This window comes from Corynebacterium tuberculostearicum (assembly GCF_046097465.1).
Classification (GTDB): domain Bacteria; phylum Actinomycetota; class Actinomycetes; order Mycobacteriales; family Mycobacteriaceae; genus Corynebacterium; species Corynebacterium tuberculostearicum_I.
The window spans coordinates 525,553-538,070 of sequence record NZ_CP175799.1 but is presented as its reverse complement, the minus strand read 5'-3'; the positions used below and the strand labels follow the sequence as shown (position 1 = coordinate 538,070).

Sequence of the window (12,518 nt, the reverse complement as noted above, 5' to 3'; positions counted from 1 at the left end):
GGACATCATGACTACTGCAACGGCGCATCATCTGCGCCTTACCGTTCGCATTCATGCCGGCACCTTCCACAAGGAGGCGGACGTGGCGCTACCGCTAAGCTCCAGCGTGGGCGAGCTTTTGGCGGAAATCACTGACTTGGTGGATGCGCCCACCATTTCTGAGCCTTGGCGCGCGAGCACAGCCTCCGGCCGCGCCATCGATCTCACCGCCCCATTGGCTGCCACTGCGCTCACGGAAGGCTCCATCCTGGTTATTAGTCCGCGCGAGCGCCGGCCTGCACCGGTGATTCGGGATGCGGCGGAATCGCTCGCCGCCGCGGCTGAGGAAGATACTACCGCCGCCCTTCCCACCGTCTGGGCATGGGCAGGAATGCTTGCCGCCTTCGCCCTCGTGTGGGTTAGCACCCTTCCCCTCGCGGCGTGGGCGGCGTTGACCGCTGGAGCCCTGTTGCTCGCCTTGTGGACCCGGGCCTTATCGCTGGTACACCTTAGCCTGGTAGCCGGCATGGCGTGTGGCTGGGTGGTGATTTCGCCCTCGCTTGGCGAAGCCCCCTTTGCCGCACTCACCGCCTGCGTCGCCCTCCTCATCGCGCTGCTTGCCTGCCACGTCACCGGGTTGAGCACGGTTCGCACTACTGCCGTGGCACTCACCGTCTCGGTGCTGTTGTTGGTCGCGGCTTTGGGCTACCTGCTGCCCGGACCAGGGACGGGTCTCCAGGGCAGCCACGGTACGGCGGCTGCCGCCTGCGTGGTGATCGCCGGCATTATCCTGTTGGCCGCAGCTCCTGCGCTGACCGTTGCCACCGCTGGACTCAAAGTCCCGCAGCTGCCCACGGCCGGCCAAGACCTCGCGGTTTCGGATGCCGTCCAGCCGGATGTCGATATCCGTGCCCGGCGCGCCGGCAGCGCCTATGAGGGAATGTGCTGTGGGCTGGCGCTCTGTCTCATTCCGGCTCTTTTCGCCCTCTCGCTGACGGGCAGTGGTCCGGCCTTGGCGCCGACGAGCGGCGCGCCCGATTCTCTCGCCGAGTACGTTGCGGTGCTCTTTGGTGCTGAGCACACCGGCGCGGGCTTCGTCCAAGCACTCTGCGTGACCACCGCGGGTGCCGTCGTTATGCATGCCGCCCGGCACGGTCGTGCGTTGGCTAGCTGGGCCCTGATGCTGCTGGCGATGACCGCCTGTCTCGCTACGTGCTTGTGCGCTACCCACGCGGTGGCGAATTCCGGGATTGCCGATGCCTGGGCACCAATCCTTGTTGCCTGCCTGGTTCTCCTCGCCATGCTGAGCGCCCCGCTGTGGGCGCCCAAGGTGGACGGGCTCGAGCCCACCACCATCGCGTGGTTTGAACGCATAGAATCCCTCGCCATTGCCGCTAGTTTGCCGCTGGCCGCGCACCTAGCCGGTGTCTTCGTGCTCATCAGGGGGCTTGGATAATGCGCGTGCTACCTGCCGCTTTAGTAGTTGCATTCGCTGCAGGACTGACTGCTGCTCCCTATGCGGCTGCTCGCGAGCCGGACCGCGAATGCGCCGCCGCGCATTCCTCACCGCTTTCGCCCCAACCAAGCGAGGAGCAGCTAGACTACCGGGCCCGTTTACATTCCTTTGCTACCGGGGAAGGCGTCAAAGTAGCCGTTATCGATACTGGCGTTGCCCGTCACGACCAACTGCGGCATCTCAGCAGTGGCGCGGACCTTGTCGCGCCGGAGTCCCCAGAGCCGCATCGCGATTGCGACCTGCACGGCACCGTCGTGGCCGGTGTCATCGCCGGACACGATATCGGTATCGCCCCGCGAGCAGAAATCTACGCTGTGCGCCAGACCAGCGCGCACTATCGCCAGGAAGCGGAGGACAGTACCACCGGATCGCTGGACACCCTGGCCCGCGCCATTGATGACGCCGCCGCTGCCGGTGCCCGCGTCATCAACATCTCCGTTGTCTCCTGTGTCCCGCCAGATGTGGCCGCGCAGGTCGATACTTCCCGATTGGATCGTGCTTTGGCGCATGCGGAAGACTCCGGGGCCGTGGTGATCGCGGCATCCGGCAATGCGTCCTCTGGCAGCTGTGAGATGGGTGACCGCGTCTTTCCGGCGGATTCGCCCACGGTGCTCTCAGTAAGCGCCCAAGCGGATTCACACGAACTCGCTGACTACTCTCTTAATTCGGCCGATGGCCCCCAGCTCGCTGCGCAAGGTTTCATTCCGCTAGCGCTCAACCCCGCGGGTGGATGGGCCGATGGTAAGGAAGGCACGGACGGAACGGCGCAGTTCCATGGCACCTCTTTTGCCGCGCCGGTGGTCAGCGGCACCGCTGCCCTTTTGACGCAGCGCTTTCCCGACGATAGCCCCGCCGCCCTCCGCAAACGTTTGGAGGACGCCGCGGAACCAGGCCACGGCTTCATCGACCCGCTCACCGTGCTCACCCACGTGGAGTCCGCCGCAGAAGTCGATACTCGGGCTATGACCATCCGCCCCGCCGACGAAGGCGACTCGCGCGCCCCCACACGCAGCGCCTGGGTGCTGGGTGGATTAGCGCTGGCGCTTGCTGCGTGGGCGGTATGGCGCGGGCTACGACCTAAGAGCTAACCTGCAGCGCCTGCTCACGGTTGAGCGCGGAGCCTTCCGGCAGCAACCGCAGGATCTCCCACGGCACCTGTGCGCCCACGCCAGTACCAAGGGCTTCCAAGGTCTCCTTGTCCTTGACCTCGTGCCGTTGGCCCGTGGGTGAAACCACGTGATAGCCATGGCCGCTGTCTACGCCTACGCCACCAGCGTTGAGCCCACCAAAGCGATGGGCCACCGACTCACCTGCCAAGGCGACAGTGCCCGCTTGGGCAGGTACCACTACCCCGCCGCCCTCGTTAGCAGCACACATCCAGCCATCGTCCGGGCTTAGGAAGCGGAAGGACGTGGAGGGAAGGTTGAGGTTTAAGGGGGCGTCGGCAAGCGCAGCAATCTCCTGCGGCGTGGCTGTTGTCTCCTTGGCACCCACGCCTGTGAGTATCTCCGCCTGCGTAGGCGTGAGCTCAGCTACGCCCTCGGACGTACGCGCCCACAAACCTTGGCCGGTATCGACGACCTCGGGTGGTTCGGCCGGAAAGTTCAGCGGTGGCAGCTCCGCAAAGGCATTGAGCAGCTCGGGTGGCACGGGCCAAGTGTGGGTACTATCGTCCACGCCCACCGCCCGACGCACGACACGCCCTTCGGTGCTGGAGGGATCTGGCAGCGCCACGCGGCCTTCCTGGGTGACAAGCCACTGCGTGCCCTCGGATTCCACCAGTGCGGCGCGCTCCTCACCGAGGCTTTTCTGCTCGGGCTCGGCAAGGACAATAACCTCCTGCGACGCTACCTGGTGACCGCCAATGCTGGTCGGGTTATCTGTAGACGGCGCCTCATCCTTGCCGGCCAAACACGCTGCCCATCGCTCTTGGGGATTCTCGCCTGCCGCCGCGAGGTACCCAGGGGCATCCGAGATACCCACCGGTGAGCCCAGTAGCGCTTCTTGCAGGTGCTCATCCCCAATGGTCTGCGCCTCGGCCGCCTGCCCGGCGATAATGCGCGCCGAAGCCAGGTTGAAAACCGGGTGGTAGGTGTCATTGACATCCACAAAGAGCTGGCCCTGCTCCGAGCGCACAATCGGCGCATCACCCGGCTGCGGGCTCGGCTGCAGCCAGGCCAACATGCCAGAGCCCACCGCAAGGAAGGCGACGCCGACCCCGCCGAAAAGGAGCGCTTTGCGGCGCCTAGCCAAAGGATCGTGAATCATGCGGATATCGCCTAAGACGAGCCCATGCTCGACGCGGCGGCGCAAGAATTTATGACCCGATACCTGGGCCTTGGTAGTAGGCAGCGGACGTGCCATGATTTTCCCCCGAAAAGTCTGTGTACACCCAGCACACAGGCTATCCCAGGTAGGCGACCGCTGCCACTTGGGCGTTAGTCAGCGCTGCGCCTTTCGCGGGTGACCTCGGCGCGCGCGGCTAGCTTGTCCGCCGCTGGGTAATCAACGGCGACGAGCGAGAGTCCCTTTGCCGGGGCCACGGGGATGCTGGAAGAGCGCTTCGTCTCCTGCAGCAGTGCCGCGGCGAAGTCGGTATCGCGCCGCCCCTCGCCCACGCGCAGGCAACAGCCCACCAGCGAGCGCACCATCGACCAGCAAAACGCATCGGCGCTCACGCGGGCCTCAAAAAGCTCCGGTTCTTCGGGGGTGGAAACGTCGCGCCAGGAAAATTCCTGCAATTCACGGATGGTCGTGGCGTTCGGCTTGGCCTTACAAAAGGCCGCAAAATCGTGCAGGCCCACCAGGGCGGTAGCGGCTTCTTGCATGGCATCGATATCCACCGGCTTAATCCACTCGGCAGTATCCCGCGCCCGGGTCGGCAGCGCGCCGCGCGGATTGGTAGTAATCCGATAGACGTAGCGCCGCCGCAGCGCCGAAAACCGCGCATCAAAACCCGCGGGGGCAAACTCGCAGCCGTGCACCCGAACATCTTCTGGCAGAAGCTTTGCTAGCCGACGCACCAGCTTCCCCGGCTCCCCCGCCACCGAGCGCTGCGCCAGCATCTCCGTGGGAACGTCCACATGCGCCACCTGGCCACGAGCGTGAACGCCGGCATCCGTGCGCCCAGCGACCGTAAGCGGCACCTCCGTGCGCGCAATCATCGCGAGCTTCTCTTCGAGGACGCCTTGCACCGTGCGCAGACCGCCCTTCTGCTTGGCCCAGCCATGAAAGTCCGTGCCGTCATAAGCCAAGTCCAAGCGCAGGCGAACAAACCCGTCCGCCGGCCCTTCGGGGGAAGTCGATGCTGCATCTGTCATAGTGGGCTTCATGCTACCGGAGGATTAACTGCCCGCCGGCGCTGGGTCGGCCGTGCAACGCCCCCTTACTGGGATGCGGACATGAAAAAGCCGCCGCCCTCCCACGAGTGGGAAAGGCGGCGGCGAAGCGCTAGGGCCGAAGGGAAATTACTTCTCCTCGGACTCCTCAGCTGCGGTCTCCTCGGCAGGTGCCTCGGTCTCAGCAGCCTCGTCTGCCTTAGCTTCCTCAGCCTCTGCGGCCTTGGATGCGGCAGCGCGGGTAGCGCGGTTAGCCTCGGAGGTCACGGTCTCCTCGAGAACGAGGGAGATCTGGGACATCGGGGCGTTGTCACCGGCGCGGTTGTCCAGCTTGATGGTGCGGGTGTAGCCGCCCTCACGGTTCTCAAACTTCGGGGCAACCTCGTCGAACAGGTAAGAAACAACATCCTTGCGCGGGATGAGCTTCAGGACTGCGCGGCGGTCAGCAACGGTGCCGGACTTAGCCTTGGTGATGATCTTTTCGATGTACGGGCGAAGAACCTTCGCCTTGGCATCGGTGGTCTTGATAGCGCCGTGCTCGATCAGGCTGGCTGCCAAGTTGCTCAGCATGTGAGCCTGCTGCTTGGCGGAGCCGCCGAGACGGGCACCCTTCTTAGGGGTTGGCATTGTGTACTCCTCGTATGCGGTAAAAGTTGAGCGCGCGGCAATTAGGTCATTGCCGCAAGTCAGCGGGGTTCTTTACTCGGAATCCTCAGCAGCCGGATCCTTGAAGTCACCGGTTTCTGCGTCATAGCCCTCGAGCTGGGTCGGGTCGAAGTCCTCAGGGGTGTCCTTGAGAGCCAGGCCCAAGTTAGCCAGCTTGATCTTTACCTCATTGATCGACTTCTGGCCGAAGTTGCGGATATCCAGCAGGTCGGACTCGGTGCATTCAGCAAGCTCGCCCACGGTGTGGATCTCCTGACGCTTCAGGCAGTTATAAGAGCGGACGGAGAAGTTCAGGTCCTCGATCGGCATGCCATAAGCAGCGATGTACTCGGTCTCCTGCGGGGAGGGTCCGATTTCGATGCCTTCGGCAGCGTTATTCAGCTCGCGAGCCAGGCCGAAGAGCTCGACCAGGGTGCCGCCGGCGGAAGCCAGGGCATCGCGGGCAGAAATCGAGTTCTTGGTTTCGACGTCGATGGTCAGCTTGTCAAAGTCGGTGCGCTGCTCAACACGAGTTGCCTCGACCTTGTAGGAGACCTTGAGAACCGGGGAGTAAATCTGGTCGACCGGGATACGGCCGATCTCACCGGAGGTAGGAGCGGCTGGGACATAGCCACGGCCGCGCTCGACGACGAGCTCAATGTCCAGCTTGGCGGTGTCATTCAGGGAAGCGATGTGCAGATCCGGGTTGTGGATCTCCACACCAGCCGGAGGCTGGATATCGCCCGCGGTGACATCGCCCGGGCCTTCCTTGCTCAGGTACATAACAACCGGCTCATCGGAGTCGGAAGAAAGCACCATGCTCTTGATGTTCAAGATGATCTCGGAAACGTCTTCCTTCACACCGTTGATGGTGGTGAACTCGTGGAGAACACCATCGATCTTGATGGAGGTTACCGCTGCACCCGGAATGGAAGACAGCAGCGTACGACGCAGCGAGTTACCGAGGGTGTAGCCAAAGCCCGGCTCGAGCGGTTCGATGACGAACTTGGAACGAGACGAGTCGATGAATTCCTCGGTGAGCTGAGGACGCTGGGAAATGAGCATTGAAATTCTCCTTTTCGGCGACCGCTATTTGACGCCGGTAGAGGGGTAAAAATCTTCGGGATTGAAGATTCCTGGTTATCCGCCAGACCATTACAGGCCGTGCGGTATAACAGTTTACTTCGAGTAAAGCTCGACGATGAGCTGCTCCTGCAGCGGAATGTCGATCTGAGCGCGCTCGGGCAGCTGGTGCACGAGGATGCGCAGGGTATCAGGAACAACCTGCAGCCATGCCGGTACGTTGGCATCGATGAGGGCGTCCTGAGCATCTTCGAACCATTCCATCTTCTTGGAGCGGTCACGGACATCGATGATGTCGTACTGGGTGACCTTGTAGGAAGGAACGTTGATGTTCTTGCCGTTCACGGTGAAGTGACCGTGGGAGACAAGCTGGCGAGCCTGGCGGCGGGTGCGTGCCAGACCTGCACGGTAAACTACGTTGTCCAGGCGGGACTCGAGCAGGATAACCAGGTTATCGCCGGTCTTGCCCGGGAGGCGGTTAGCCTCTGCGTAGTAGCGACGGAACTGACGCTCCAGCACACCGTAGGTGTACTTTGCCTTCTGCTTCTCCTGGAGCTGCAGCAGGTACTCAGATTCCTTGATGCGGTTGCGGCCAGCCTGTCCCGGTGGGTACGGGCGGCGCTCGAATGCCATATCGCCGCCGACCAAGTCGACGCGAAGACGGCGGGATACGCGGGTAGCGGGGCCAGTGTAACGAGCCATTTTCTTACCTCTTCCTTTCCCTTAAACCTTGCGGCGCTTGGTCGGACGGCAGCCGTTGTGCGGCTGTGGGGTTGCATCCGTGATCGAGGAAACCTCGAGGCCTGCAGCCTGCAGGGAACGGATGGCGGTCTCGCGGCCGGAGCCCGGACCCTTGACGAATACGTCAACCTTCTTCATGCCGTGATCCATTGCCTTGCGTGCAGCGTTCTCGGCTGCCATCTGAGCGGCGAACGGAGTCGACTTACGGGAACCCTTGAAGCCAACGTGGCCGGAGGATGCCCAAGAGATAACAGCACCGGTCTGATCGGTGATCGAGACGATGGTGTTATTGAAGGTGGACTTGATGTATGCGTGGCCGAGGGCCACATTCTTCTTTACGACGCGACGGCCGGAACGGCGCGCGCCGGAACGAGTCTTTGGAGGCATGAATTACTTCTTCTTTCCTGCGATCGTCTTCTTCGGACCCTTACGAGTGCGCGCATTGGTCTTGGTGCGCTGGCCACGTACAGGCAGGCCACGGCGGTGGCGCAGACCCTTGTAGCTTCCGATTTCAATCTTGCGGCGGATATCAGCCTGAACCTGACGGCGGAGGTCACCCTCAACCTTCCAGGTAGCCTCAATTGCGTCACGGAGCGCCGACAGCTGGTCATCATCCAGGTTGTCAGTGCGCAGGTCAGGAGAAATGCCAGTCTTTTCTAGCAGTTCCTTGGCACGGGTTGGACCGATGCCGTAGATGTAGGTGAGAGCGACCTCCATGCGCTTATTGCGGGGAAGGTCAACACCAGCTAGACGTGCCATATGGCGTGTCCTTTCGGGTTGTTACGGCGGTTTTCTCCCCATCCGTCCCGCTCCATGCAACGCTTCGCCCGGACCGTGCCGGGAATCCTTGGGTTGCTTACCAGTGCGGGCTCAGGCCACCGTAGCCTGAGGTGGACAGGGTGAACCTACAGGTTCACCCTTGGGTGAGGAGGCTTACTGTCTTTACTTGTAGCGGTAGACGATGCGTCCGCGGGTCAGGTCATAAGGAGACAGCTCTACAACCACGCGATCCTCTGGGAGGATGCGAATGTAGTGCTGACGCATCTTGCCAGAAATGTGTGCAAGAACCTTGTGTCCATTGTCGAGCTCGACACGGAACATTGCGTTGGGCAAAGGCTCGATAATGCGGCCTTCTACCTCGATTGCGCCTTCCTTAGCCATAACCTCTACTTTTCTGGCGACGGACAAGTGCGCCGTCACCTGCATGTTTGTTGTCTACTGCGGTGGCGTATCCGCGCCAGCCTCGCTGACGCTATACACCGACTTAACAGCATACGCTGCAGCGACACGTTTTCCAAACCGCTGCGCTTTCCGACGCCCCGCTCACTCGCCCGCCACTCACCCTAAGCCAGCAAAATCCCCCGAACCAGGTCTCCTTCTCGGGAGCCGGTTCGGGGGATGAGGCTTTCGCTTAAGCGCGGGCCTTAGTAGATAAAGACCTTATCGCCAACCTGTACATTATCCCAGTAGCGCTTTGCAGCGTCTGGCGGAAGGTGAACGCAGCCATTGGAATCAACAGCCGGGTCATCCAGGTGGAAGGCGTGACCGTTATTGGTGAAGTAGATGGAGTACGGCATCGGTGCGTTATTGAACTCGCGGGAAATCTCATGCTCTACCTTGCGGGTCACATGGAAAGTACCGCGTGGGGTTTCCTGACCGCGCATGCCGGCGGACATTGCCGGGGACACGTAGGACACCTTGCCGCCATCCTGCAGCCAGGTGCGTCGACCATTGAGGTCGACACAAACCTTCGCATCGGTCGGGCACGGGCCACGGTCGAACTGGTTAGCACGACGCTGTGCTTCCGCCTTGCGTGCTGCAGCCTCAGAACGAGCCTTCTCGGCAGCGACGCGCTCAGCGTTGGCGCGAGCAGCGGCCTCGCGGGCCTTGCGTGCTTCCTCATTTTTCTGTGCAATCAAGCCTGGGAAGAGGAATTCTACGGCGCCGTCCACAGCGGTCTGGACGCTAGGAGCCAGCTCCGGGGAGAACTTTTCTGCCTGGTCCAAGATCTGGTTGCGGGTATTCCAGGCCTGCTCGCGGCTCTGGCCGTAGAAGTTATCCAGCTGCTTCTTTGCCTCAGCGGTGAGCTGGTCCAGTCCGGACTGGGAAGAGAACTGAGCGAGGTCGGAATTTGCCTTGGAGCTGAGCTGATCCAGGTTCGGAATCTCCTGGGCGGAAGCGGCAGGAGCCGCAACGGTGGTGCTCAAGGCCATCACGCCAGCGACTGCGGGCGCTGCAACCGTGGCACGGATCTTGCGGAAGCTAAATTTAGACATGGCTGTGAGTATAAACCTTTCAGGGGCGTATGCCTAGTGCAACAGGCAATATCGGGGAATAAATGTCAGTAGCGGCGGGTGAGAATACGGGGACCATCGGCCGTCGCGGCCACCGTATGCTCCCAGTGAGCGGCAAAGGAGCCATCGAGGGTAACGACCGTCCAGTCATCTTCTAGCACGGCGGAATCCTCTGTGCCCAAAGTTAGCATGGGTTCAATGGCCAGCACAGAGCCTTCTTGGATCAGCGGGCCACGGCCCGGGCGCCCCTCATTGGCCAGGTAAGGATCCTCGTGCATGGTGCGGCCAATGCCGTGACCGCCATAGCCATCCACGATGAAAAGATCCACGCCGAACTTCTGCTCGGCCCGGCGGGTGGCTTGCTCTAGGGCATGGGAGACGTCGGTAAGCAGATTGCCCGGAACCATAGCCTGCATGCCCTCCATAAGGACATACTCGGTGGCCGTGTTGAGGGCCGCGACATCAGCATCGAGCTCTCCCACCGCGAAGGACCAGGCACTATCGCCTACCCAACCGTCCAGCGTGGCACCGCAATCGATGGACACCAAGTCGCCTTCTGCCAGGATGGTTTCCTTATCCGGAATGCCGTGCACGATGACGTCATTAACAGAAGCACAGATGGAGCCCGGAAACCCCTCGTACCCCTTGAAGGTGGGATAGGCGCCGGCATCGCGAATGGTCTGCTCAGCCACCGCATCCAGCTCGAGGGTAGATACACCAGACGCCGCAGCAGCGCGGGCTTCCTGCAGTGCCTTGCCAACAATCTCGCCGGCGGCCTGCATGGCGTCTAGCTCGCCCGGGGTGCGGGCGGGGATGCGCTTACTGCGGCGTCGAAAAGCCATGCTTACTTACCCAGGGCTTCCATCGCACGGGCGTTGATTTCCTCCACGGTGCCTTCGGCCTTGATGGAGATGATGGCATCGCCGTAGTGCTCGATAAGCGGGAAGGTTTCCTCGCGGTAGACACTGAGGCGGGTGCGGATGGTCTCCTCGTTATCGTCGGCGCGGCCACGGGCCATCATGCGCTCAACCACAACATCCTCGGAGACCTCGAAGTTGAGAACACCGTCGAGCTTCTCGCCCTTCTTAGCCAGCAGCTCCTCCAGGATGTCTGCTTGCTCGGTGGTACGTGGGAAGCCGTCCAGCAGGAAGCCATTCTTGGCGTCATCCTGGTTAAGGCGGTCCTCGACCATGCGGGCAGTGACGTCGGTAGGTACCAGCTTGCCTGCATCGATGTAGGACTTTGCCTCTACACCCAACGGGGTGCCCTCGCCGATATTGGCGCGGAACAGGTCGCCGGTGGAGATGTGCGGAACGTTTAGCTTCTCGCTGAGGATAGCTGCCTGGGTGCCCTTGCCGGCACCGGGAGGTCCTAGAAGTACAAGACGCATTACTTAAGTAGTCCTTCGTAGTTGGATTGCAGTAGCTGGGACTCGATCTGCTTGACCGTAGTCAAAGCGACGGAGACCATAATCAGGATGGCCGTACCACCAAAGGCGGACGTGCCGCTGGCGGAGGAGCGGCCCACGCCGAGATCCAAGAGGATATTCGGCAGGATGGCAATAACTGCCAGGTACAGGGCGCCCACGCACAGCAGACGGTTCATCACATAACCAAGGTACTCCGCGGTCGGACGGCCCGGGCGAATACCCGGAATAAAGCCGCCGTACTTCTTCATATTATCCGCCTGCTCTGCCGGATCGTACTGAACCGAGACATAGAAGTAAGCGAAGAAGATGGTCAGGACGAAGTACAGCACGATGTACTGCCAGGAGGAAGGTGCCTGCAGGTGCGCGATGACATTGCGCTGCCACCAGTTATCTGGCGTGCCGGGAGAGCCAGAGTTCACAATCTGGGTAATGAGGACCGGCATGTAGATAAGGGAGGAAGCGAAGATGACCGGGATAACGCCGGCCTGGTTGACCTTCAGCGGCAGGTAGGTAGAGGAACCACCGTACTGGCGGCGGCCGACCATGCGCTTTGCGTACTGAACCGGAATGCGGCGCTGGCCCTGCTCGATGAAGGTAATGCCAACAACCAGGATGACCAAGCCGGCTACGACCATGGCGAAGACGAGTCCACCATTGTTCTGCAGGATGCTTACACCATCGGTTGGCAGGCGAGTTGCGATACCAGCGAAGATGAGCAGGGACATACCGTTACCGATGCCCTTTTCGGTGATGAGCTCACCCATCCACATCACCAGCACAGCGCCGGAGGTCATGGTGATGACCAAGACGATGAGGGTAAAGAAGTTACGATCAGCTGCCAGGACCTGTACGCCCTGACCCAGCAGCTGCTCGCGGTCTGCCAGCGCGACAATGCCGGAGGATTGCAGCAACGCCAACGCGAGGGTCAAGTAGCGGGTGTACTGGGTCATCTTGGCCTGACCGGATTGGCCCTCCTTCTTCAATTCCTCAAAGCGGGGAATGACCACAGTCAGCAGCTGCACAATAATCGACGCCGTAATGTACGGCATGATGCCGATGGCGAAGATCGACAGCTGCAGCAGCGCACCACCCGAGAAGAGGTTGATGACGGAGTAAAGGTCACCGGACTGCTCGGTCAACTGGCGCAAACGGCCAGCAATAGACGCATAGTCAACACCCGGGGACGGGATCTGTGCACCGACGCGGTACGCGATGATCATCACGATGGTGAAGATGATCTTCTTACGCAGGTCGGCATCCTTAAAAGCCTGGACAATGGCGGACACTACAAAATCCTCCTGGCCTACCGCTGCCGAACGCGAAATCTAGGGAGGGTTTCGCATTCATTCACGGAGGTGGAAACTCATCTACCCCTAGGAAACCGCACCCCCTGCGCCAGAAAGCTTAGGGGAAATTCAGGTTTCCTTCAGGGACGGTTGAACACTTATGACCCCATTACCCTACCAGCCTTGCCCCGCATAGCCACATTAAGA

Annotated in this window: 14 protein-coding genes; 2 read left to right on the top strand and 12 right to left on the bottom strand. The window is 61.4% G+C overall.

The window, feature by feature from the left end:
- Nucleotides 1-7 precede the first annotated feature (7 nt).
- Nucleotides 8-1,435 carry a type VII secretion integral membrane protein EccD gene (gene eccD, locus ACKFRX_RS02615; RefSeq protein WP_408928061.1) on the top strand — a complete coding sequence of 476 codons (1,428 nt, stop codon included), beginning with the start codon at nucleotides 8-10 and terminating at the stop codon, nucleotides 1,433-1,435.
- On the top strand, nucleotides 1,435-2,583 hold the full coding sequence (locus ACKFRX_RS02610) for a S8 family serine peptidase (protein WP_408928060.1): 1,149 nt from the start codon (nucleotides 1,435-1,437) through the stop codon (nucleotides 2,581-2,583). Before eccD ends, ACKFRX_RS02610 begins: the two co-directional genes overlap by 1 nt.
- Here ACKFRX_RS02610 and eccB read toward each other — a convergent pair.
- The 12 genes from eccB to secY form a co-directional block, all read right to left on the bottom strand.
- A complete protein-coding gene (eccB, locus tag ACKFRX_RS02605) occupies nucleotides 2,573-3,859 on the bottom strand; it encodes a type VII secretion protein EccB (protein ID WP_150851298.1) in 1,287 nt (428 codons plus the stop codon). The two genes, ACKFRX_RS02610 and eccB, sit on opposite strands and share 11 nt — an antisense overlap.
- A gap of 74 nt (nucleotides 3,860-3,933) precedes the next feature.
- Nucleotides 3,934-4,827, bottom strand: a complete 894-nt coding sequence (truA, locus tag ACKFRX_RS02600; protein ID WP_408928059.1) for a tRNA pseudouridine(38-40) synthase TruA — start codon at nucleotides 4,825-4,827, stop codon at nucleotides 3,934-3,936.
- 135 nt (nucleotides 4,828-4,962) lie between these two features.
- The gene (rplQ, locus tag ACKFRX_RS02595) at nucleotides 4,963-5,460 is read right to left on the bottom strand and encodes a 50S ribosomal protein L17 (protein WP_049360576.1); all 498 of its coding nucleotides are present in this window, start codon (nucleotides 5,458-5,460) and stop codon (nucleotides 4,963-4,965) included.
- Nucleotides 5,461-5,532: 72 nt separating this feature from the next.
- Complete coding sequence (locus tag ACKFRX_RS02590) at nucleotides 5,533-6,543, bottom strand: DNA-directed RNA polymerase subunit alpha (RefSeq protein WP_005322760.1); 1,011 nt, start codon at nucleotides 6,541-6,543, stop codon at nucleotides 5,533-5,535.
- 114 nt (nucleotides 6,544-6,657) lie between these two features.
- Complete coding sequence (gene rpsD, locus ACKFRX_RS02585) at nucleotides 6,658-7,263, bottom strand: 30S ribosomal protein S4 (RefSeq protein ID WP_005322762.1); 606 nt, start codon at nucleotides 7,261-7,263, stop codon at nucleotides 6,658-6,660.
- Between the two features lie 21 nt (nucleotides 7,264-7,284).
- On the bottom strand, nucleotides 7,285-7,689 hold the full coding sequence (gene rpsK / locus ACKFRX_RS02580; protein ID WP_005322764.1) for a 30S ribosomal protein S11: 405 nt from the start codon (nucleotides 7,687-7,689) through the stop codon (nucleotides 7,285-7,287).
- A 3-nt stretch (nucleotides 7,690-7,692) separates the two neighbouring features.
- Nucleotides 7,693-8,061, bottom strand: coding sequence for a 30S ribosomal protein S13 (gene rpsM / locus ACKFRX_RS02575; protein WP_005322765.1), 369 nt, complete (start codon nucleotides 8,059-8,061; stop codon nucleotides 7,693-7,695).
- A 183-nt stretch (nucleotides 8,062-8,244) separates the two neighbouring features.
- Complete coding sequence (gene infA / locus ACKFRX_RS02570) at nucleotides 8,245-8,463, bottom strand: translation initiation factor IF-1 (RefSeq protein ID WP_004566852.1); 219 nt, start codon at nucleotides 8,461-8,463, stop codon at nucleotides 8,245-8,247.
- Nucleotides 8,464-8,726: 263 nt separating this feature from the next.
- Nucleotides 8,727-9,578, bottom strand: coding sequence for a L,D-transpeptidase (locus tag ACKFRX_RS02565; protein ID WP_179387389.1), 852 nt, complete (start codon nucleotides 9,576-9,578; stop codon nucleotides 8,727-8,729).
- 65 nt (nucleotides 9,579-9,643) lie between these two features.
- Complete coding sequence (map, locus tag ACKFRX_RS02560) at nucleotides 9,644-10,438, bottom strand: type I methionyl aminopeptidase (protein WP_408928058.1); 795 nt, start codon at nucleotides 10,436-10,438, stop codon at nucleotides 9,644-9,646.
- Nucleotides 10,439-10,440: 2 nt separating this feature from the next.
- Complete coding sequence (locus tag ACKFRX_RS02555; RefSeq protein WP_239228607.1) at nucleotides 10,441-10,986, bottom strand: adenylate kinase; 546 nt, start codon at nucleotides 10,984-10,986, stop codon at nucleotides 10,441-10,443.
- Nucleotides 10,986-12,311 carry a preprotein translocase subunit SecY gene (gene secY / locus ACKFRX_RS02550; protein ID WP_005322770.1) on the bottom strand — a complete coding sequence of 442 codons (1,326 nt, stop codon included), beginning with the start codon at nucleotides 12,309-12,311 and terminating at the stop codon, nucleotides 10,986-10,988. The genes ACKFRX_RS02555 and secY overlap by 1 nt, the downstream gene beginning before the upstream one ends.
- Nucleotides 12,312-12,518 lie beyond the last annotated feature (207 nt).